The organism is Nonomuraea sp. NPDC050643 (genome assembly GCF_040654715.1).
GTDB lineage: Bacteria > Actinomycetota > Actinomycetes > Streptosporangiales > Streptosporangiaceae > Nonomuraea.
On record NZ_JBFAIM010000042.1, the window covers coordinates 31,139 to 52,956 of the forward strand.

General features: G+C 69.9%; 21 protein-coding genes. 12 read left to right on the plus strand and 9 right to left on the minus strand.

Going from position 1 to position 21,818, the window contains the following annotated elements; genetic code table 11:
• Positions 1–39: 39 nt before the first annotated feature.
• Both AB0I15_RS40930 and AB0I15_RS40935 read left to right on the plus strand, forming a co-directional pair.
• Complete coding sequence (locus AB0I15_RS40930; protein ID WP_358108458.1) at positions 40–1,485, plus strand: hypothetical protein; 1,446 nt, start codon at positions 40–42, stop codon at positions 1,483–1,485.
• Between the two features lie 41 nt (positions 1,486–1,526).
• Positions 1,527–3,755, plus strand: coding sequence for a DUF4832 domain-containing protein (locus tag AB0I15_RS40935; protein ID WP_358108461.1), 2,229 nt, complete (start codon positions 1,527–1,529; stop codon positions 3,753–3,755).
• Between the two features lie 35 nt (positions 3,756–3,790).
• On the opposite strand, the gene AB0I15_RS40940 is transcribed toward AB0I15_RS40935, so the two are convergent.
• Entirely contained in the window at positions 3,791–4,672 is an 882-nt protein-coding gene (locus AB0I15_RS40940) for a carbohydrate ABC transporter permease (protein WP_358108464.1), read from the minus strand.
• Between the two features lie 11 nt (positions 4,673–4,683).
• Positions 4,684–5,610: a sugar ABC transporter permease gene (locus tag AB0I15_RS40945; protein ID WP_358108467.1), complete on the minus strand. Its 927-nt coding sequence runs from the start codon at positions 5,608–5,610 to the stop codon at positions 4,684–4,686.
• 281 nt (positions 5,611–5,891) lie between these two features.
• On the opposite strand from AB0I15_RS40945, the gene AB0I15_RS40950 reads away from it, so the two are divergent.
• Complete coding sequence (locus tag AB0I15_RS40950) at positions 5,892–6,158, plus strand: hypothetical protein (RefSeq protein ID WP_358108470.1); 267 nt, start codon at positions 5,892–5,894, stop codon at positions 6,156–6,158.
• Positions 6,159–6,284: 126 nt separating this feature from the next.
• Positions 6,285–6,803, plus strand: a complete 519-nt coding sequence (locus tag AB0I15_RS40955; protein WP_358108472.1) for a hypothetical protein — start codon at positions 6,285–6,287, stop codon at positions 6,801–6,803.
• A gap of 43 nt (positions 6,804–6,846) precedes the next feature.
• Here the strand turns inward: AB0I15_RS40955 and AB0I15_RS40960 are convergent, their stop codons facing one another.
• Together AB0I15_RS40960 and AB0I15_RS40965 are read right to left on the minus strand one after the other, a co-directional pair.
• Entirely contained in the window at positions 6,847–7,443 is a 597-nt protein-coding gene (locus tag AB0I15_RS40960; RefSeq protein ID WP_358108474.1) for a hypothetical protein, read from the minus strand.
• Positions 7,444–7,677: 234 nt separating this feature from the next.
• Positions 7,678–8,589, minus strand: a complete 912-nt coding sequence (locus tag AB0I15_RS40965; RefSeq protein ID WP_358108476.1) for a HAMP domain-containing sensor histidine kinase — start codon at positions 8,587–8,589, stop codon at positions 7,678–7,680.
• A 252-nt stretch (positions 8,590–8,841) separates the two neighbouring features.
• Here AB0I15_RS40965 and AB0I15_RS40970 point away from each other — a divergent pair, with 252 nt between their 5' ends.
• Positions 8,842–9,786, plus strand: coding sequence for an acyltransferase domain-containing protein (locus tag AB0I15_RS40970; RefSeq protein ID WP_358108478.1), 945 nt, complete (start codon positions 8,842–8,844; stop codon positions 9,784–9,786).
• Positions 9,787–9,878: 92 nt separating this feature from the next.
• On the opposite strand, the gene AB0I15_RS40975 is transcribed toward AB0I15_RS40970, so the two are convergent.
• The 4 genes from AB0I15_RS40975 to AB0I15_RS40990 form a co-directional block, all read right to left on the minus strand.
• Positions 9,879–10,769 (minus strand): ABC transporter substrate-binding protein, encoded by an 891-nt coding sequence (locus AB0I15_RS40975; protein ID WP_358108481.1) that lies wholly within the window; start codon positions 10,767–10,769, stop codon positions 9,879–9,881.
• A 134-nt stretch (positions 10,770–10,903) separates the two neighbouring features.
• On the minus strand, positions 10,904–11,659 hold the full coding sequence (locus AB0I15_RS40980; protein ID WP_358108484.1) for an SDR family oxidoreductase: 756 nt from the start codon (positions 11,657–11,659) through the stop codon (positions 10,904–10,906).
• On the minus strand, positions 11,656–11,811 hold the full coding sequence (locus tag AB0I15_RS40985; RefSeq protein ID WP_358108487.1) for a hypothetical protein: 156 nt from the start codon (positions 11,809–11,811) through the stop codon (positions 11,656–11,658). The genes AB0I15_RS40980 and AB0I15_RS40985 overlap by 4 nt, the downstream gene beginning before the upstream one ends.
• 182 nt (positions 11,812–11,993) lie before the next feature.
• Positions 11,994–13,217, minus strand: coding sequence for a lipase (locus AB0I15_RS40990; RefSeq protein WP_358108490.1), 1,224 nt, complete (start codon positions 13,215–13,217; stop codon positions 11,994–11,996).
• 430 nt (positions 13,218–13,647) lie between these two features.
• Here AB0I15_RS40990 and AB0I15_RS40995 point away from each other — a divergent pair, with 430 nt between their 5' ends.
• Entirely contained in the window at positions 13,648–15,738 is a 2,091-nt protein-coding gene (locus tag AB0I15_RS40995) for a GAF domain-containing SpoIIE family protein phosphatase (protein WP_358108492.1), read from the plus strand.
• Positions 15,739–15,972: 234 nt separating this feature from the next.
• On the opposite strand, the gene AB0I15_RS41000 is transcribed toward AB0I15_RS40995, so the two are convergent.
• Positions 15,973–16,458, minus strand: coding sequence for a MarR family transcriptional regulator (locus tag AB0I15_RS41000; RefSeq protein ID WP_358108494.1), 486 nt, complete (start codon positions 16,456–16,458; stop codon positions 15,973–15,975).
• 82 nt (positions 16,459–16,540) lie between these two features.
• Between AB0I15_RS41000 and AB0I15_RS41005 the strand changes: the two genes are divergently transcribed.
• The 6 genes from AB0I15_RS41005 to AB0I15_RS41030 all read left to right on the plus strand — a co-directional run bounded on the left by AB0I15_RS41005 (position 16,541) and on the right by AB0I15_RS41030 (position 21,795).
• Positions 16,541–17,947, plus strand: a complete 1,407-nt coding sequence (locus AB0I15_RS41005) for an FUSC family protein (protein WP_358108497.1) — start codon at positions 16,541–16,543, stop codon at positions 17,945–17,947.
• Between the two features lie 149 nt (positions 17,948–18,096).
• A complete protein-coding gene (locus tag AB0I15_RS41010; protein ID WP_358108500.1) occupies positions 18,097–18,309 on the plus strand; it encodes a hypothetical protein in 213 nt (70 codons plus the stop codon).
• A gap of 317 nt (positions 18,310–18,626) precedes the next feature.
• Positions 18,627–19,484 (plus strand): hypothetical protein, encoded by an 858-nt coding sequence (locus AB0I15_RS41015; protein ID WP_358108504.1) that lies wholly within the window; start codon positions 18,627–18,629, stop codon positions 19,482–19,484.
• A gap of 310 nt (positions 19,485–19,794) precedes the next feature.
• Positions 19,795–20,016, plus strand: coding sequence for a hypothetical protein (locus AB0I15_RS41020; protein ID WP_358108507.1), 222 nt, complete (start codon positions 19,795–19,797; stop codon positions 20,014–20,016).
• Positions 20,017–20,290: 274 nt separating this feature from the next.
• The gene (locus AB0I15_RS41025; protein ID WP_358108510.1) at positions 20,291–20,992 is read left to right on the plus strand and encodes a hypothetical protein; all 702 of its coding nucleotides are present in this window, start codon (positions 20,291–20,293) and stop codon (positions 20,990–20,992) included.
• On the plus strand, positions 20,989–21,795 hold the full coding sequence (locus tag AB0I15_RS41030) for a hypothetical protein (protein ID WP_358108513.1): 807 nt from the start codon (positions 20,989–20,991) through the stop codon (positions 21,793–21,795). The genes AB0I15_RS41025 and AB0I15_RS41030 overlap by 4 nt, the downstream gene beginning before the upstream one ends.
• The last annotated feature ends 23 nt before the right edge of the window (positions 21,796–21,818 follow it).

Genomic DNA, 21,818 nt, shown 5'->3' on the forward strand with positions numbered 1-21,818 from the left:
CGAAAATTTGTCAAGGCTAGCTCATAAGTGGAGGCTTCGATGAGGCGGATCAACCGGATGGCGGCCGTCGCCGTCCTGACCGCGGTCGCGGCGTTACCGGCGCGGAGCCCGGCCGCGGCGGCGCAGCCGGGCTGGCGGCCCGTGGAGGCGGCACAGGCCCCGGACGCCAACCCGCTGGAGGGCTTCATCCCGTACGCGGGCGCCTACACGACGTTCCCGCACTCGATGGAGTGGTTCTACCTGCCCCTGAACGCGGTGATGACCGGGTCCCACCGGTTCGACTGGCGGCCCCTGGAAGAGCAGCTCAACGCGATCGCCGCCCGAGGCCACCAGGCGGCGTTCCGCTTCTACCTGGACTATCCGGGCAAGCCCAGCGGCATCCCGCGGTTCCTGCTCGACCAGGGCTTGGTGACGCACCCGTACGACGACTTCGGCAACAACGGGCAGAGCGTGTCACCCGACTACGACGACCCGAACCTGGCCGCCGCGCTCGACCGCTTCATCGCCGCGCTCGGCCACCGCTACGACGGCGACCCCCGCGTGGGGTTCGTCCAGCTCGGCCTGCTGGGCTTCTGGGGCGAGTGGCACACCTGGCCGCACAACGGGGACCCCGGCACGGAGAACTGGTTCGCCTCCCAGGCCGAGCAGCTCAGGGTCCTGAACGCCTACGACGCCGCCTTCGACGAGACCAGGCTCATGGTCCGCTACCCCGGCGCCGACAACAAGGCCCTCGACATGGGCTACCACGACGACTCCTTCGCCTACTCCACCCTGCCCGGGCCCGGCTGGCACTTCATGGACCTCATGCGGCAGGCCGGGACCACCGACAAGTGGAAGAGCAACACCGTCGCCGGCGAGCTGCGACCCGAACTGCAGGGCTGTCTGTTCAACACACCGATGGACTGCCCCGGCGACGGGGACAAGGACTTCGACACGAGCGTCACCCAAACCCACGCCACCTGGCTGCTCGACCACTACGCCTTCAGCCCCGGCCACACGGGCGCCGCCTACGACAAGGCCCTGGCCGGCGCGAAGTCACTGGGCTACGAGCTGCGGGTCACCGCGGTGAAGACCGGCCACCGGCGCCTGTCCGTCCGGATCCAGAACGACGGCGTCGCCCCGTTCTCCTACGACTGGCCCCTCCAGGTGGCCGCCGTCGGCCGCGACGGCCGGATCGCCAGGACCTGGACGACGTCGTGGCGGCTGACCGGCATCATGCCCGGCGTCCCGGCCGAGCTCACCACCGCCCTGCCGATCTCCGGTCCCGCCACCGGTCCCGCCTCTGGCCCCGCCACCGGGCCCGCCACCGGGCCCACCACCGGGCCCACCACCGGGCCCACCACCGCTCTGCGGAAGGGCGACTACACGCTCGTCCTGAGGGCCGCCAACCCGCTGCGGAACGGCATGCCGCTCCGCTTCGCCAACGCCGGCCAGGACACCACCGTTCCCGGCTGGCTCACCCTCGGCCGGACTCGCCTCTCCTGAGCCCGCGCCGGCCATCCCCCACCGATGGAGGTCACCACCCCATGCGACCCCTCCTGGCGCGGTCCTGCCGCGCCGCCGTCGCCCTCGTCACCGGGGCGCTGCTGACACTGCTGCTGGCACTGTCGCCGGCGTTACCCGCGGCGGCGGCCCCGCAAGGTCCGCCCCCCAGGCCCGCGGCTCCCCCGACACCCGACCCGTCCCTGACCGTCCACCCGCTCACCGCGGCCGACGGGCCGGTGGACAATCCGCTCAAGGGGTTCGCCCGCTTCTACAGCCCGGGCGGCGACCAGAACCAGGGCTACCCCCACTCGCTGACCTGGACCTACTTCGGGCTCTCCGAGGTCATGACCAACGCCGGCAACTGCGGCTCCTACGACTGGTCGCCGGTCGACAGCGCCCTCAACGAGAGCGCGTCCTACGGCAACCAGGTCGCGCTGCGGTTCTACATGGAATATCCCGGCGGCAGCGGCAGCCACCCGGCCAACGCCATCCCCCGCTGCTTCGACGGTCACGTCACCTACCGGAACAACGCCTACTGGGGCACCACCAGCCCCGACTACGACAACGCCTACCTCCTCACCGCCGTCCAGAACTTCATCGCCGCGTTCGGCGCCCGCTACGACGGCGACCCGCGCATCGGCTTCATCCACACCGGCATCGTCGGCCTGTGGGGCGAATGGCACACCTGGCCGTACGACACCGACACCGGCGACGGCTACCCCGATTACATGCCGACCGACGCCCACGGCGCGCAGATCCTGCAGGCGTACGACAACGCCTTCGACACGACCAAGCTCGAAGTCCGGTATCCGGGCGCCGGCGGCTCCGGGGCCAGGAACCTGCGCATCGGCTACCACGACGACTCCTTCTGCTACCGCGAGGGCAGCCCGCTCGCCGGGGTGACCCTGCCCCAATCGCTCGGCGGCGCAGGCTACTCCCAGTTGCAGCGGGCACTCGACCAGGGCGTGGAGAACAAGTGGATCACTGATTCGATGGGCGGCGAGGTCCGGCCCGAGATCCAGTCCCAGGCCTTCTCCTACTGGCCCGGCGGGTCGGGCCAGGTGGACGACATGAGGGCCTGCATCGAACTGGAGCACGCCACCTGGATGATCAACGAGCAGAGCTCCGGGTACGCCGCAGGCGACCCCAAGGTCGCGGCCGCCGTCCGGCTCATGGGCTACGACCTCAGCGTCACCAACGCCTACTACAACGACGTCGCGAGCGGCACCGCGAAGGTCGGCGTGCAGATCGGCAACGACGGCGTGGCCCCGTTCTACTACCCGTGGACGGTGACGCTGGGTCTGAAGAACAGCGCCGGCAGCGTGGTCAAGTCGTGGGACACCCCTTGGGACCTGCGTACGGTGATGCCCCGCAGGATCAGGGCCTTTCCCGACTGGAACGTAGGCGCCGATCCCACCTACCGTGACTTCGGTCACCTCCAGTATTTCGCGACCACCGTCAACCTGTCCGGGGTCGCGGGCGGCGCGTACCAGCTCGTCATGCGGGTGAAGAACCCGCTGGAGGCCGTCAGCGCCAACGCCAGGAAACTGCGCTTCGCCAACGCCACCCAGAACGCCGACGGGTGGCTCGGGCTCGGCTCCATGGCCGTGGGATCGGGCGGCGACCAGGTCGCGCCGAGCGTGCCGGCCGGGCTGACCTCGCCGTCGGCCACCAGCACCTCGGCCACCCTGGCGTGGAACGCCTCGACCGACAACGTCGCGGTGACCTCGTACCAGGTGCTGCGCAACGGCTCCCCGGTGGGCACGACCGGCACCACCACCTACACCGACACGGGCCTTTCGCCCGCCACCTCCTACACCTACACGGTCAGGGCCCGTGACGCCGCGGGCAACTCCTCGGCCGCCTCCTCACCCCTCACCGTCACCACGACGTCCACGACCACGGTGGAGGCGGAGCATCCGGCCAACACCCTGAGCGGTGGCGCCGTGGTCGCGTCCTGCTCGGGATGCTCGGGCGGCTCCAAGGTCGGCTACATCGGCAACGGTGCGACCCTCACCATCAACAACGTCGGTACGAGCAGCGCCGGAGCCCGTACGCTGACGATCTCCTACCTGTCGGCGGTGGCCCGTACGGCGACGGTCAAAGTGAACAACGGGACGGCGGCCACCGTCGGCTTCCCGGTCACCGCCGACTGGAACACCGTGGGCGTCCGCACTGTGACCGTCACCCTCGCCGCCGGCGACAACACCATCACCATCGCCAACCCGGGCGACTGGGCCCCGGACATCGACAAGATCGCCATCTCGTAGGGCGCCGAGACCCGGCCTGGGCGGCCGGGTCTCGGTCATTTCATGCCGGAGAAGTTCATGGACTGCACCAGCCGCCCGCCGAGGAAGACGAGCAGCAGGAGCACCGGGAGGACGGACAGCACCGATCCGGCCATGAGCCCGGTCCAGTCCGGCGCCGTGTTCGGGGACTGCTGGAGGAACACGCCCAGGCCGACGGTGAGGACCCGGGTGCTCTCGCCCTTGCCCACCAGCAGCGGCCACAGATAGTCCTTCCAGCTCCACACGACGGTGGTCAGCCCGATGGTGATCAGCGGGCCACGGCTCATGGGCAGCACGATCTTCCAGAACATGCCCCACCGGCCGATGCCCTCGAGCGTGGCGGCCTCCTCCACGTCCCCGGGGATGGACAGGAAGAACTGGCGCAGGAAGAACACCGCGAACGGCGTCATCAGCAGGCTGGGCAGGACCAGGCCCGGGATGGTGTTCAGCACTCCCAACTGCTTGACCAGCACGAAGTTCGGCAGGAGCGTGAAGATCGGCGGCACCATCAGCGCGGCGACGATGACGCCGAACATCAGGTCCCGGCCCGGGAAGCGCAGCCGGGCGAAGGCGTAACCGGCCATGGCACAGCAGAAGGTCTGCACGACGGCGATCAGTCCGCTGTAGATCAGCGAGTTCACCGTGTACAGCAGGAAGTCGATCTGCGCGCCGGACCCGCCCGCGGCTCGCGCCTCTTCGGGGCTGACCAGGCCCAGCACCCGGGTGAAGTTGATCAGTGTGGGGTTCTGGGGCCACAGGGCCGTCGAGTCGCGGTAGAGGTCGGCCGCGGGGGTGAGGGCCGTACGGACCATCCAGTAGAAGGGGAAGATGGTGAGCACGACCGCGGCGATGAGGGCGAACCAGGTGACGCCTCTGCCGATCTTCATTCCGGAGAACATCCGAAGGCTCCTTAGCCCAGGTCCGAGCTCGACGCGCGCAGCATCCGCATCTGCACGGTCGTCAGCACGCCGAGGATGACCACGAGGACCATCGCCACGGCGGCGGCGTATCCCATGTGGAAGTAGGTGAAGGCCTGCTGGAAGATGTAGTAGTAGATGACGCGGGTCTCGGGGATGGGCGCCTTGCCGCCGTAGACGACCGCGACGGTGTCGAAGATCTGGAACGAGCCGATCAGCGACACCACCAGCACCAGGGCCAGGATCGGCCGCAGGAGCGGCAGGGTGATCGAGCGGAACATCCGGATCTCGCCCGCGCCGTCGATCGCCGCGCCCTCGTACAGGTGCTGCGGAATCTGCAGCATTCCGGCGTAGAGGAGCAGCGCGGTGTAGCCGGTATAGGCCCAGCTGTTGACCAGGGCCACCAGGGGCATCGCCCAGGTCGGGGAGTTGAACGACAGGGTCGTGTCGAGACCGGCCACGCCGAGGAGGTGGTTGACGAACCCGAGGTCGGGATCGAGCAGCCACGCCCACAACAGGCCGATCGTCACGTTCGGCACCAGCCAGGGCACCAGCAGCGTGGCACGCAGCACGACCGAGCGGGTCAGCCGGTGCATCAACGCCGCCAGCCCCAGCGCGACCACCGTCTGCACGGTGATGTTCACGAGCACGTAGTAGCCCGTGACCTTCAGCGCGTTCCAGAACTGGCCGTCACCGATGAGCTTGCGGTAGTTGTCGGCGCCCACGAACGCCGGGTCGTTGAGCAGGCTGTAGTCCGTGACCGAATACCACACGCCGCGGATCGTGGGATAGGCGTAGAACACCGCGAAACCCACGATCACCGGCAGCAGGAACAACCACCCGACCAGCCGATCGTCCCGCCGTCTTCGCGGACCGCCGCGGAGAGAACCCGCATCGAGTCGTGTCCCAACCGCGTGCATGCGCACTCCTCATCGACGGCCGACCATCGGTTAATAATGATGAGGACTAGCGATAATTTGTCAAGAGCTAATCATAACTGCCCAGTGGGCTTACGGCAGCGAACCCACCGTGCCGGTCGGCCACGGGCGCGGAAGCCGGCCGGGTCGGGCTGGACCGTCAACGGGCGTCCGCGGCGCTACCATCGGATCACCGACGACGGCGTCCGCGCCGCCCACGCTCAGGCGGCTCGGATGCAGCGCGCCGCCGCACATGTCCTGTTGCCGAACGCGGTGACGAGCGAATGAATCACGTTCTCGAACTGCGCTACCGCCGCCTCGCCGGCGGATTCGCCGTCCGCGCCCAGGCCACTCGCGCGTACGGCGTGCCGCCGCGGGCCGACGGGCTGCATCTCGGCGTGCTGATCGTGGCGGGTCTCACCTTCGCGGAGCTGCCCGTCCTGCCGCAGGTCAACCATCCGGCGTGGGCGGCGCTCGGGATCGCGCCGGCCGCTCGGCGCCCGTCTACCTGCTTCCCGACCTGGTCTGCCTGGGCGAGGACCTGCCGGTGACCGGTGCTCGTGGGTTTCTGTACTGGAGCACGCTCGTCGTTGTCGTCGTGGCTTCCCTGGTCGCCGCCCGTCGGCCTGTCTGGGTGAAGCAGATATGAAGCAGGGCGCTGCTAGCGTCCTGGCCTCATGAACCTGGAAAGAACGAAGGCGGTGCTGGCGGCGGTCGGCGTGGCCGCGCTCGCCATAGCCGTACCCGGTTTCGACAAGGCCGTCGCGGCCACGGACACGAGCGCCGCGGCCCGCACCGTGCCGCTGGTGCGGTATTTCGACGGGCGCAAGCACTGGAGCACGACGGGGGCGAAGCCCAACGCGAAATATCGTGAAGAGGGCCGGATTCCGATTCTCGTGACGCAGGCGCCGGGCACCCGGGCCGTCTACAGTTGCATGAGCGGCTCGGCTCCGCGTGACCAGTATCTGTCGCATTTCACCGACTGCGAGAATCGGGTGAGCGACACGGGCGACAATGTCCTGCTGAAAGTCGAGGGATATCTCTACACGCAGCCGGGCCCCGGCCTGAAGGCGGCTTATCGCTGTTACGTGCCGCACACGAAGAGCCACTTCTTCTCCGTCAAGTCCGACTGCGAAGCCAATCCGCCGGAGTCCCCGGTGAAGGCCGAGTTCGTACTCGGCTATTTCCCGGCGTAGGAGGGCGTCCTCCATGCCGTTCCCGGCATGGAGGACCCCGAACTCACCACAAATCCCTTTTCCGCCGCCGCCACAGTCCCAGGCGGATCGCTTCGCCGGTCACGAATGCGAAGAAGAGGCAAAGGGCGCCGAAGCTCAGCGACTGGCGCAGAATGGTGCCGACCTCGGCCACGTACGCCTCTTCGCTGATCGTGACCCAGGGCCGGTCCGGCTCGGAGACTCCTTGCTGGTCGAAGGGATACCGGCGGGCGTAGACACCGTCGGCCGAGCTGTAACCGTAGGTGCTCACCTTCACGCACGAAGTGCCGCCGTTCGTGCAGAGGCGCGGCACATTGCCGTAACTGACGGTCATCCACACGGCGCCGGCCGTCGCCGCGAAAAGCAACCACAGCGGAACCGAGCGCCACAGAACCGACCGATCGCGTACGCGCGGCGCCGGTTCCGTCGCGCCCCAATCGATAAGGGCGCCGCGAATCAGCGAAACCACGGCCACCAGCAGGGGGAAAAAGGCGAGAAGCGGGTCGAGCCCGCGCGGCAGTGGAACTTCGTGGCTGACCATCGCCAACACGAGACAGCCCGCCATCAGCGCCATGAGAAGAAACCGCGAACCAGGAAACGTCAGCACGCGCCTCGCAGCCATGCCCTTATCCTATTGGACCGGGAGCGATTCACGCGAGTTAGATGATACCGATCGGTTCGATCAATCGCCGGTGTGTCGGCTCCATGACATTCGACCGCGACCACGAGCATGTCCCCGGGAACGTCCCACCGTCGCGAACCACTCCACGGCCGAGCGGCCGATCTCCACCCGTGCCGGACGGTCGGGCCGTGCACGATCTCCTCGACTGTCGGAACCGGGCGGCCGGTGACCGGTTCAGCGCGCCGCGGGGAGCCGGAGCGTGAAGGTCGAGCCTTCGCCGAGGACGCTGGTCGCGTGCAACGTGCCGCCGTGGGCCTCGGCGAGCTTGCGGGCGATGGGCAGGCCGAGGCCGCTGCCTCCGGTCCGCCTGCTGCGCGACTTCTCCACCCGCCAGAACCGCTCGAAGATCAGGGGCAGGTCCTCGGCGGCGATCCCGGTGCCGGTGTCGGTCACGTCGATCACCACGTCGTCGCCCTCGCGACGGGCGAGCAGGCTGACGGTGCCGTCCGGCGGGGTGTGCCGCACGGCGTTGGACGCCAGGTTGCCCACCGCCTGGCGCAGCCGTACCGGGTCGGCGAACAGGCGCGGCTCGCCGTCGGCCCGGGTGGTGAGGGTGACGCCGGCGGCCTCCGCGCCTCCACGGTGCGCGGTGGCGACCTGGACGAGCAGGTCGGCCACGTTGACCGGCTCCTCGCGCAGTCTCAGCTCGCCCGCGTCGGCCACCGCCAGGTCCTGCAGGTCGTCGATGATGTGCTGGAGCAGCAGGGCCTCCTCCAGCAGGGACGACACCAGCTCCCGGTCCGGGGCGACCACTCCGTCCTCGGTCGCCTCCAGCCAGCCCCGGATGTTGCTCAGCGGGGTCCGCAGCTCGTGGGCGATGTCACTGACCATCTCCTTGCGCAACTCTTCCAGCCGTTCTCGCCGTTCTGACATGGCGTTGAAGGCCGCGGCGAGCCGGCAGAGCTCGTCCCGTCCCGTCACCGTGACTCGCGCGGCCTTCCCCTCTTCCATGAGGCGTACGGCGTCGGTCAGCTCCCGCAGCGGCCTGCTCAAGCGGCTGCCCGCGATGACGGTGGCGGTCACGGTGATCAGCAGGACCAGCGCCGCCACGCCCGCGATGCGGGCCTGGTTGGCCGGTGATCCCACGACCGGCTGGGGAAGCTTCGTCTACGGCCCTTGGGCCGGCCCTGGCTCGGTCAGCAACAAAGCTCGCCCCTCCGGCGCTCGCTGGGCCGTCGATGCCGGCCATGAGCGTGCCAACTGGTAGACCCTGGCCGGCGGGACGTACGAGGTGTTCGGTCCTCCTCGCATGTGCGTGCGGAAGCGGCTGCACCCTTCCGGATCATGGCGAACACGTCCGGGCCCTCTTTGTCGGCCGGTGATCGTAGGATCGTCCGCGTGAATCTGGACGACGCCGCCGCCCGGCTCGGGGCATCCGTCGAAGACGTCGACCGCGTGCACCGGCTCGCCGGCGACCGGCCGTCGGCTCCGCTGCCCGCCAAGGCCGACGCGCCCGCGATCCTCGACCGGCTCGCGGTGCGGCCGGACGACGCCGCCGAGATCATGGCGGGCTGGCCCGACCCCGGCTCGCCATTGTGGACTCCGGAGCTGCGCTGGCTGCTCGACCGCTCGATCGCCCTGGTCCGCGCCGATCTCGGGGGCCACGGGTGGCTGTCGCCCGGTCCGGAGCTGCCGCGCGAGCGGGGTCCCGCCTGGCGGCATCTCTACGTGTACGCGTACCTGGCCCTGGTCGACGTCGTCATGAGATACCACCGCGACCACGGCATCGCCGATGCCGTGTCGTGGGTGTCCCTCGCGGATCTGGGCCGCAACCTCGCGATCGACCGGCGGATGCACCGCGAGGGCTGGCCGGTCATGCAGAGCTGGCTGACACTGCACGCGCGCGGCGGCATCTACGAGCTGGGCCGGCTGCAGCACCAGCGCGGCGGCACCACCATCGACCTGCACATCCCCGAGTCGGGGCCGATGACCCCGGAGGCGGTCTCGGCGTCGCTCGACGAAGCCCGCGCGTTCTTCCCACGCCACTTTCCCGACGAGCGCCACACGGCGTTCTCCTGCGGCTCGTGGCTGCTCGACCCGCAACTACGGGAATACCTGCCCGACGACTCCAACATCGTCCGGTTCCAGCGGAGGTTCGAGCTGGAGCCCTACGAGGAGCCGGAAGGGCAGGACGCCGACGTCGAGGTGCTGCGGTTCGTGTTCCGCACGTTGACCACGCCGCTCGACCGGCTCCCGCGCCGCACCGTGCTCCAGCGCGCGATCGTCGACCATCTGAAGGCCGGCCGCCACTGGCGCATCCGCCGCGGCCACTTCCCGATCTAACCCGGGACGAGACACCCCAGATCTGCCTCATGATCAATGAGACGTGGCTTCATTGATTCTGCGGCCGGCCCGCGCACCGCTGGGCCGGCGCGTCAAGCAGAGTGCCGAGCCGTACCTTCCGCGATGCGGTAGAACTCGGGTGCGGTGACGGTGGCGGGGACGCCGAGTTCGGTGGCGACCGCGGTGATCGCGGCGTCGCCGACGGCGAGGTCGACCTGGCCGTCGGTGGTGAAATACGGTGCGATGAACCTCTCGTAGTGGGTTCGCACCTCGTCTGCGGTGTGTCGGCCGAGGAACGTTTGGATGTGCCGCACCGTGGTGTCGGGTTCGTGGTGGATCACCCGCAGGGCGCGCCGGTGAGCTCGTACGACGGCCTGGACCGCAGGGTCGTCCGGGTGGATGAAGGTGGGGTCGACGGCCACGCCCACGGTGGGGATCTGGAAGTGGTCGCCGACCCAGGCCAATACCTGCCAGCCGTGTTCGGCGGCGATCGCCTCCGGCGCCATGGTGCTGCCGACCAGGGCGGCGTCGATCCTGCCGTCGTGCAGCCGGCGCAGGTCCATGCCGTAGTCGCCGGGCGGGCGGACGATGGTGTGGATGTCGCGGTCCGGGTCGAGGCCGGCCTGGCGCAGTACGATCCGGGCGAAGCAGCCGGGTGCGGTGTGGGGGGCGTGTATCGCCAGCCGCCGGCCGGCCAGGTCGGCCAGGGAGGTCAGGCCGGAGCGGGCGAGGAACCAGAACAACGGGCGGTGGGTGTTGACGTTGAGTGCGACCCAGGGGACGCCGTCGGTGAGCCGGGACAGCAGTGCCCGGCCGAGCCCGATGGTGGCGCCGCGGCGCAGCCGCTCGTCGTCCCAGGCACAGCCGTCGCGCAGCGCGACGTGGACGCCCTCGTCGGCGTAGTAGTCCTGCTGATCGGCGATGTAGGCGACCAGTTCCTCGTGCAGGCCCCGCCCGACGTAGGCGAGATCGATCGTGTGCATGAACGTTCTTCCTTGGTCGTGTCGCTGCCCTGTGCCCGCGCGTGCCGCGGGCCCGGCCGCTGCGGCCGCGCAGGGTGACGGTGTGCCGGATGCGGCCCGGAATGGTGTACCTCGGGTGCGGAGGACGCCGGGCGTCAGTACATGGCCAGCCCGCCGTTGACCGCGGCCGTGGTGCCGGTCATGAAGGCGTTGTCCTCACTGGCGTAGAAGGCGACCACCTGGGCGACGTCGTCCGGGCGTGCCAGGCGGCCCAGGGGGGTCGCGGCCACCTGCCGCTGCTTCTGCCCCGCGTCGATCAGACTCGCCATGCGGGTGTCCTCCACCGGACCGGGCTCGACGACGTTGACCGTGATGCCCCGAGGGGCCAGTTCCTGGGCGAGATAGCGGGCGAACTGCGCCAGTGCGGCCTTGGCCGTGCCCAGTGCGATCATGCCCTCGCGGGGCTGGCGGCTGAGGCCGGTGCCGAGATAGATGAGGCGTCCCCAGCCCTGCTCGGTCATGGCGGGCAGGACGGCTTTGGTGACCGCGAACGCCGCACGCATCTCGTCGTCGAGCTTGCCGCCCAGCTCGTCCCAGGTCATGTCGTGGAACGGCTTGATCACGTACGGGGTGAGCGCATTGTGCACGAGCACATCGATGCCGCCCCATGCCGCCCGGACCTGCTCGATCATGCTCTCGACCGCCGCCGACTCGCGCACGTCGCCCTGCACGGCCATGGCCTGGCCGCCTGAGCCCTCGATGCCGGCCACGACCTCGTCGGCCGCCGTGACGCTGCGGAGGTAGTTGACCACCACGCGCATCTCCCGCGCGGCCAGAAGGCGGGCGGTGGCCGCGCCGATTCCGCTGCTGGCCCCTGTCACCAACGCCACCCTGCCGGTTGCCCCAGTCACGTGCCCGCCTCCTGCTCCTCATCGCGGGCCGTCGGCACGACCGCCCGGAGTCGTTCATCGCCGATACCGGGGGTGCTGAGCGCGGCGACCGCGAAGGTGAGCGGTCGCTCCACCGTGCCACGGCCACCGTCGGACCTCACATCGCCACGCATAGGCATACCGGACATCTACCGCCGCGCCCGCTCTCTTACTCTCTGCAATCGATCGGGGACAGTAGAAGAATCGGGCATGTCCCTGGCGCGCCGGGAGCGGGTGAGGCTGGTTCACCCCTGCGTCGCCCGCTCCCGGCGTTTCCGCGTCGAAGCCCGCAAGCCCGGCCTGCACACGCCCCGGCTCACGGAATGAGGGTCACCTCGGGGTGACGCGGGCTCGGGCGGTCGAAGAGGGGGGTGCCGCGCGTCTTCAGGTGCAGGTCGAAGAAGGCGGCGGCGTAGGTGCGCTGGGCGGCGATGGAGCGGCCCGGGTCGATCGTCCCGATGAGGTCGGAGGGGTCGAGCTGCAGCTTGTCGGCGAACTGGGGTAGCAGCGCCTGGGCGTCGCTGAAGGAGATGTGCTCCGCCCCGGTGAAACGCAGTTCGCGCTTCCAGCCCGTCGACCTGTCCCACAGGGACTGCCAGGTGGGATCGCTCGCCCGGGTGTGCGGCTCTGCCGCCATCTGCAGGAACGGCTTGGCCAGGCCGGTTCGCGCCACCGGGCCGCGGTGCCCGCCGTCCAGGTTGACTCCCGCGTCGACGCGGCGGTCGTCATGGGCGAGTTGCAGCGCCGTCGAGCCGCCCATGGAATGACCCAGCGCTCCGATGCGGGACAGGTTCAGCCCGCCGCGCAGCCCCGCCGGGAGCGCGCGCCGGTCGGCGTCGGGGTTGTGTCCCCGGTTCAGGCGGGCGAGCTGGTCGAGGACGAAGGCCATGTCGTCGACGCGTACGTCCACCGCCTTGGCCATGTCCTCCTCCGTCCAGTCCGCCGTGACCACGGTGCGTTCGAGCCGCCCGCCGGGGAACTCGACCTGCGCCGTCTCGTAGGTGTGGTCGACGCTGACGACGACGTATCCGCGGCTGGCGAGGTCTTCCACGACGGTGGTGCCGATGGTGCGCGGCGCCCGGAACCCGGACGAGTACAACACGACCGGCAGCCTCCCGCCGGCCCTGTCCATCGGCGCCCCCTCCTGGGAGTGTGTCGTGGCCCCGGCCCAGTCGACGTCCCCGGGCTGGACCCCGAGGAAGGCTGCCAGGGTCCGGCCGAAGTCGGCCGCCGCCAGCGGCGGCATGTACGGCGCGGTGGGCAGCCCCGCCCTCCGCCGCGCCGGATACCACACGCTCACCATGAGCTCCCGATACGCACGCCCCTCCACCCACGGATCGGGGCGCGACCGGTCCACCAGATGCAGCGCCACGGTGCCGACCGGGTGCTTCCCGGCGGGCGGCGGCAGGGTCACCTGGATCCCGGTCCCGCGGGTGGCGGGCTCCGCCGCCGCCTCTGTGGCCGGCGGCCCGGCGGCCAGCGCCAGGCACAGGGCGGCGATCGTCCCCGTCCGGCCGGGTCGTGTAACAGTCGTCCCCATCGCGCTTTCTCCTCACGGGCGGACGAATTCTTCCTGTGCAGGAGCCTTCCAGCGATCTTCCTCACTTTGATCCTCCGGCGGGACGAACTCCCCGTGCCACCCTGGTCTGACTGAAGTGATCGATCCAGCCATCGGTCATACCCAGGTCGTACTCCGGGCGGGGTCCCTGAGCAGCAGCGGGAGATCGGCGTCCGCGGTGGCCCGCCCTCGTGGCCTCCGCCATCATCGGCGTGCGCATTGTTCGGGAACGAAATTGCGCATTCAAGTCTTTTCTTAGGGCTCTCTATACATCTATCGCCATATTCTGCCTATATGAATGGGGCCGGACGCTTGTGGGGCTCTCGATTCGGAAACCGGGCGTGCTGTGGCGCGTTGGCAGGGTAGCGTCCCGGTTCCGCGCGCGGCCGTCGCGTCGTCTCGTCTGGACGAGTTGCTGATCGAAGCCGTGTTCAACGCGGGAGCCCATGTCGGCATCGTGTACGTCCTGGACGACGGCCGTCAGGTCCTGCGCATGGAGGCGTCGATAGGTCTTCCCCCCTCGATCGCGAGTGCGTGGGCCACGGTCAGGTCGAACGATGCGGTGCCGGTGTCGGTGTCGGTGCGCGAACGGCGGCTGATCTGGCTCAGTGACCAGGTGGCCCTGGCCCGCGAGTTCCCGGGGACGGCCCTGGCGCTGCCGTACCATTTCGCGCTGGCCACTGCGCCGATCTGCTCCGGCGGCGCCATCTGGGGCGGGTTCATCCTGATGTGGCCCGCGGGCGATGGATCCGGGCTCACCCGGCGCGAGCTCGACGTCATCAACGACACCTGCGCCCACATGGGCGACCTGCTCCGTCAGGCGAGCGAGCAGGGCCGCGCGGTCGCCCCAGGGTCCCGGCCCCGGATCCTGGATCCGGTTCGCGCCCACAAGGCGGGTCCGCGTACCGGTCTGACGGCGCTGAAATGCCTCGACGGCCTGCCCGAGGGCCACTGTCACCTGGACGCGCGCGGGCGGGTGAACCTCGTCACCGCGCCGGCCGCGGCGTTGCTGGCCGCGGAACCGTCCGAGATGATCGGTCAGCGCCTGTGCAAGGCGCTGCCGTGGCTGGACGACCCGATCTACGAAGACCGCTACCGGGCCGCGATCGTCAGCCACCGGACCACGCGGTTCACCGCCCGCCATCCCGACGGGCGGTGGCTGTCGTTCCAGTGCTACCCGAGCCTGCCCGGCATCACCATACGGATCACGCCCGCAACCACGTCCGAGCCCCCGGCCGACATCTCCGGCGAGCATCCGCAGGTGATCGGGCTGCACGAACTGCTGCACCTGGCGACCTCGCTCGCACAAGCGGTGACCGCGCAGCACGTGGTCGACCTTGTGGCCGACCACGTCCTGCCGGTCTGCGACGCCCAGGCGATGGCCCTCCTCAGCTGGGACAGCGGCCGGATGCACGTGGCCGCCTCGCGCGGCTACAGCAAGCGGGGCCTGGAGAACTTCGAGGGCCGCCCGGTGGTCCAACCGGTCCGCTGGGCGGGCGGCTACGAGGAAGGCCGACCGGCGTTCTACTCCTCCTGGGAGGAGTTCCACCGCACTTACCCCGGCGCGGTCCGTATCGACGACATGTACGCCTGGGTGCTCCTGCCGCTGGTCGCGTCGGGACGCTCCATCGGCACCTGCGTTCTCGCCTACGACCATCCCCACCGGTTCAGTGACAACGAGCGGGCCATGTTCACCGCCCTGGGCCGCCTGGTCACCCAGGCGTTCGAACGCGCCTGGCTCTACGACGGCAAGCACCAACTCGCCGAGTCCCTGCTGCGCACGCTGCTGCCGCGCGAACTCCCCGCGATTCCCGGGCTGGACGTTGCCGCCCGATACGTGTGCGCCACCCCCGGCATGGACATCGGCGGCGACTTCTACGACCTGATCCGCCTCGACGACACCATGGCCGCGGCCGTCATCGGCGACGTGCAGGGCCACGACGTGACGGCCGCCGCCCTCATGGGCCAGGTACGCACCGCCATCCACACCCACGCGACCGCCGGCGCAACCCCGGGCGAGGTGCTCGCGTACACCAACCGCCTGATATCCGAACTGGCCCCCGACCGCTTCACGAGCTGCCTCTACCTCCGGCTCGACCTGCGACGGCACACCGTCTGCCTGGCCAGCGCCGGGCACCTCCCGCCCCTGCTCAGCCGCCGCGGCACCCCCACCCAGGTCATCGACACCGTGCCCGGCCTGCTGCTCGGCATCGATCCCGACGCCGAGTACGCCACCACGGAGTTGTACCTGCCGCCCGGCTCGGTGCTGACCCTCTACACCGACGGGCTCATCGAGCAGCCCGGCTGCGATCTGGGCGATGCCATCGCCGACCTGGCCACCCACTTCACCCCCGCACCCGGCCAGCCCCTGCACAGCCTGGCGGAATCGCTGATCAGGCCGGCCACGCGGGAGCAGCGTACGGACGACACCGCCGTCCTCCTCCTGCGAAACACACCCACGCCCGAGCGGGTGATGCGGCCCAGCGCCGACGAGGACTCCTGACACGAATGTGAGCCTCCAACGCCTCGATGTCGCGCACCTTCTCCAAGCGGCCGGTCGGCACGCCGAATCCGTCACCACCGTTCGCGATGAAGAGGTCGGCCGTCACGCGGTGCTTCTCGGTGGGGCTGGTGGTCGCCGAAGCGCGGGGTTGCCCCGACGGCGCGCACGTCGTGTCGTATCGGGTGACGAGCCACGGCGCGGGGCCGTCCCGGAGCCCCAATGCGCTCACGCCGGTCATCGGGCCGCCCCGGAGGTCGGCGCGTGCGGGCGCGGGCCGGCGCCCGCGGGGTCGGCCAGCTCCGCCAGCAGCGCGGCCGCCAGGCCGATCACCTGGACCTCGGTCTCGTTCAGCCCTTCCATCGCGGTGGCGAGCCAGCGATCGCGGGCGGCCATGTCGCGGATCAGCACCTCGCGGCCCACGGGGGTGAGGTCCAGCACCGACGCGCGACGGTCGAGCGGGCTCGGCGTGCGGGCGATCAGGCCCTCGTCCTCCAGCTCGGCGAACACGCGGGTCAGCGACTGCGGCTGCTGGTGCTCGGCGACGGCGATCTGCGTCGGGGTGCTGGAACCGTGGCGGTACAGGTGCCCGAGCACGCTCACCTTGTTGCTGCTGAGCGCGTCGGACGGGCGCTCGGCGCGCAGCCGGCGGGCCAGGCTCGTGACCGCCCGGCGGGTCTCCGACGCCACCCGGCGTCGTGTTTCTCCCTGATCAGCTCCCATGTTGCTACGCTATCACTTAGTTCTTTCTGCGTCATACTTCGTAAACTGGGCAAAAGTACTACGTGATGCTTACCATCTGAAGATGACTTCACGAGTGAAGAACGCCGCGGTCACCACAGCGGCCACGATCGCCGGCCTCGGCGTCGCGGCGGTCGTCATCCATGTCGCGCACCTGCACACCGGCCTCCTTGTCGTGGCCGCGGCGCTGGGCCTGTCGCTGGGCCGGACGCGCCGGGACAAGGACTGGCCGGACCGCGTCATCGCCCTCACCGTGCTGCCGGTCGTCGCGGCGGCGGCCGTCGTGACGCGCGTGTTGCTGGCGGGGCCGTACGCCGTGCTCGGTGCGGCGTTGTTCGTCCTCGCCATGAGCGCCACCGTCTGGGTACGGCGCTGGGGCGGGCGCGCCACCGCCGCCGGGACCCAGGCGTCCATGCCGCTGCTCGTCGTGGTGCTGGTGGCGCCGGTCGGCATGCCGGACATCGGATGGACGGCGTTGATCGCCATGCTGACGTGCGGCGTGGTGCTGGGGATTCACCTGCTGACCGGTCCCCCGCCGGAACGGCGCGCGGACACCCCGCCCCGGGGGCGGCTGCCGGCGAGCACCAAGATGGCGATCCAGCTCGGCGTGGCGCTGGCGCTCGCCTTCCTCTGCGGCCGGCTCCTCTTGGGCGAGCACTGGCAGTGGGTGGTGTTGACGACCTTCCTCGTGTGCAGCGGCAACAGAGGGCGGGCGGACGTCGTGCACAAGGGAATGTCGCGGGTCGCGGGCGCGGTGGCGGGCACGGGCGGCGCGACGTTGCTGCTGCCGCTGCTCGCGGGCAGTTCGGCGGCTCACGTCACCGCCATCACCGCCGCCTTGGGGGCCGGCGTGTGGTTGCGGTCGTTCGGGTACGCGTACTGGGTCGCCGGCATCAGCGCGGCGCTGGCCTTCGCCTACGCCTACTTCGGGCAGAGCGTCCCGTCGCTGCTGGGTGTCCGCCTGGCGGGCATCCTGCTCGGCGGCGCGATCGCCGTCGCGGTCTCGTGGTACGTCCTGCCCGTACGCAGCACGGCGGTGGCCCGGCTGCGGGTGGCCGAGTCCGTACGTGCGCTGGCCGCCTACCTGCAGAGCCTGCAGGAGCGGGCCGCCGGCCACGCCGGCGAATCGTCGTCCGAGCATCGCGCGCGCTTCGAGGAGGCCGTCGGCCGGGTGGAGGAGATCGCCCCGCCCTTCGAGGCCCGACGACGGCTACCGGGCCAATGGCGAGCCGACTGCCGGCGGCACGCCGACGTCTTCGACGCCCTACGAAACACCGCCCGTTCACTGCGCGAAATCACCGAGCACATAGAAGCCTCAACGAACGGACGTCCGGCGCCTGACGTGGCGGCACTGATCGGCCAGGCCAGAAAAGAACTCGGCGTCTTACGCACGGGCGGCACCGAACCGCACGCGGCATTGCGCCGGACAAGCGAACGCCTGGCCGAAACGGCCGCGCTTACCATGTCATGAGCCACACCGGCGGTCGCACTGCCCGGGAAAACAACGCGGCCCGATTCTCGGCAAGACCGGCATGGAACGTCCACCGCTTGGCGCTGGATGAAGCGATTACTCCCACGTGATCGAGGGTGGCGGACGTTCCCTTCCAGCGTGTTGACCCCATGCTGCTCCAGACGGGCACGGGCCGCATCGAGCGCTCCGGCAACTGCAGAAGCAGTCAGATCGAGCACCGATATCTCGTTGACCTGTACGGCGTTCTCATACGTTGGTTCGGCGACGGTCCGCGCAACGACGCGGCCAATGCTTTCCGCTTCACTGATTGCGGCAGGATCGACTTTGATCACCGTCGTCGAAATCCACGGCGCGCAACCTGAAACCGCAACCAATATGCACACCAACGCCAATAGGCGCTTGACCATCAAAGCGCCACTCCCCATCCCCTAGAAACGGGCCGTACAGCACGCCGCCGACGCCGCGTACCCGATGGGGCGCCGAGCCGGCCTTGGCGGGGCCGGGCGGGCGGCCGGGCGCCCGCCTGGAGCGGTCCAGTCATGCCCGGCTGTGAGGAGTTTTGACACAGCCTTGTCACGATCGCGGTAACGATAGGTTGCCATCCCCTCATCCTCTGTTATGGTCCCCTCTTGTCCCCAATTGGGATGACCTTTTATCTCTGAGGAGGAACATGCGGAGCATGAAGAGGGCGGCTGCCCTTACCGCGGCTGTGGCGACGGCGACCGTCCCCCTGCTGGCCCTCGCGTCCCCGGCGATGGCCCAGCAGCCTGCCAAGACCGCTGCCGTCCAGACCCAGGTGCTGGACTGGCTCTCCCTTGACGCGCTGAGCGGCACGGCGCTGGCGCAGCGGGTCAAGGAGCTGCTGGGGAAGGGCTACGTCCCCTCGGCCCTGAACGTGACCAACGCGACCAACCCGCAGTACACGTCCCTGTGGGTCAAGGACACCGTCGGCAAGGTCAACGTGCTGCAGGGCCTGTCGGCCACGGACCTGCCCAAGCAGATCGACCAGCAGGTGAAGTCGGGCTTCCAGCCGAAGCTGATCACCGGCACCGGCACCGGCCCGAGCGCGGTCTTCGCGGCGGTCTTCGAGAAGACCACGCAACTGGCCAAGTCTCAGCTGAGCATGAGCAAGGAGACCTTCGCGAAGGTCAACGCCGAGTTCACCGCCGCCGGCTACAGCATCGCGTCCCTCGACGTGTACGGCACCGTGGAGAAGCCCCTCTACGCGGCCGTCTGGGTGGCCGGCGCCGCCACGGGAGCCGTCCAGGTGACCCTCGGGCAGACCGTGGAAGAGCGCGGCAAGGAGCTGCTGGCGAAGACCAAGCAGGGCCTGCAGCCGGTGCTCATGGCCGTCGAGCCCGGCAAGCTCTACACCACCGTGTGGAGCAAGGGCAGCGCGACCGGGCTGAAGGAATATCTCAACCTGTCGAAGCTGACCTACACGCTCAAGTCGGCCGAGATGAAGGCCCTGGGCTACTCGCCGAAGATCCTGAGCGCCGAGGACGGCGTCATCGCGTCGGTCTGGAGCAAGAAGTAGGACCCGCGGCGTTGGGCTGAGTCCGGCACAGGAACAGTGTGCCGGACTCAGCTCCACGATAGTGCAGGTCAGCGGCGAACACGTACGCGGGCGACGTGGAGCGTGGTCACCAGGGACGGCGCCTGCCCGCGACCGGCCCCGAACCGACCGAGCACGCCGTACCGCCGCCGCGATCAAGCGCTGTCAGGCCATCGCGGACGCTCTGGGTGAAGCAGTCATGAAGCTGCCATGAAGCCGCCGGGTGCTTGGGTGGTGTGAATCGTCGATTCAGCACTTGCAACGAGTGCCACGCAAGCCGAAGGAGAAGGCAGTGAAGCATCGTTCCGTTCGGCCCCGTACGACGGCCCGGCGCACTGCCGTGGTGTTCGCGATGGCCGGTGTGCTGTCGATCGGAGTCATGGCCGCTCCGGCCTCGGCCGACTCCGGCAGCCCCGCGCACAACCTCTGGCACTGGATATGCGGCTGCCAGCACAGTGTCGCCTCGATCAGTCTCGAGGACGTGGTCCGGACTGAGTGGGAAGCCACACCTTGACCCGCTGAGCATCACCCCGTCCCGACGTCGTCGAGACCATGCGCGACGATCTTCGTGATCGGAAGCCGGACGGGCCGATGAATGGCGCGGGCGCAACCGTCGAACAGCACCTGACGCCGACGTTGTCCGCCCGCCCGTGCGGGTGAAGAAGGGCGGCATTCGCGAGGTCTATCCCGGGCGTCCGTTCTGCGGGTGAGCCATGTCCCGGTCCGGCCGTGCGGCAGGGTCGTGTCCCTGTCGCACGGCCCCATCAAGGTCCCGCACTGGAGTCCCCTTGATCTTCACATCTGTCGTACGTCGCCTGTGCGTGCTGCTCATCGCGGCCAACGCGGCCCTGGTGGCCATGGCCGCGGGGGCCGTGCCCGCCACTCCCGCGCGAGCGGCCGTGTCCATGTCCGCACGTGCCGCGCATCCGTTCGGGCTGCCGTCCGTGGCCAGGATCGGGGCCGAGGGGAACCGGGTGACGCTCGCCTGGTTGCCGGCCGAGGATGACTGGGTGTTGCTCGGCCGTTCGGTCGGCGCGTTCGAGGACCTGGCCGCGGCCGCGGCCGCCCGCCTGACCGGCGAGCAGGTGCTGGCCCGCTCCACCGCCGTCCGGAACTATCTGCAGGCCCGTGTCGGGGTCAGTCAGGGCGGCCGGCCCTGCGCCTCCGAGCTCGCTCCGCTGGAGCGGTTGCTCGCCGAGGGCGCCCGGTTCAGCTTCGAGTGCCCGGAGACGGTCCGGGAGGTCGATGTCCGGATCGGGGCGCTGGCCGACCTGCACGAGGCGTATCGGACCATGCTCACCGCCGAGTCGCCGGCCGTGCCCGCGAAGGCGTTGCTGACCTCGGCGGCCGACACGCGCAGACTGCGCTTCGACCCGTCGGCGGAGGCCGGAGTGCCGCTCGTGGTGCCCGCCGTCGCGCTGGTGACCGTGATCGGTGTGCTGGTCGCTCTCCTGGTACGCCGGCGTCGCCGCTCGGAGGTGGGCACATGAGCGACGCCACCGGTCCGGAAGGCTACCTGATCGCGTTGTTCGACGGGAAGGGGGCGTTCTGGCCGGCCCTGGTCGTCGCGCTGGGGGTGGGCGTGCTGCACGCGGTCGCGCCGGGGCACGGCAAGAGCGTGACGGCCGCGTACCTGATCGGCACGCACGGGCGCTATCGCGACGCCCTGCGGCTGGGGGTGGTCGTGGCGCTGATGCACACGATCTCGGTGCTCGCGCTGGCGCTGGCCTGGGTGGGGCTGAGCAGCGCGACCGCCGTCGGCGCCGGGGCGATCAGCGCCTGGCTGCAGGTCGTGGCGGGTGTGGTGGTGATCGGCGTCGGCGTGCACCTGACCTACCGCCGCCTCCGGCACCGCGGGACCCACGGGCATGGACACGGGCATGGGCACAGGCACGGAGACGGACACGGGCACGGAGACGGACACGGGCATGGACACGGACACGGGCACGATCAGCCCGATGATCCGTGGTCGGCGCGGGGATTGGTCGCGCTCGCCATGTCCGGCGGGCTGGTCCCGTCGCCTTCGGCGTTCATCGTGCTGGTCACCGGTCTGCTCACCGGGCGGGCGCTCGACGCGGTCGTGCTGACGCTGGCGTTCGGCATCGGGATGGCCGTCACGCTGACCGCCGTCGGGCTCGCGACCGTACGCGGAGCCGCCGCGCTGAGGGGCCGTACGCCGCGGCTGCGGGTGCTGCGGACGGCGGCGGACTGGATACCGGCGCTGGCGGGCGTCGTCGTGGCCTTGGGCGGCTGTCTCTACCTGGCCGCCGCCGTCACGACCCTGGCCTCCTGACCGACGGCCCCGCCTCCCCTGGG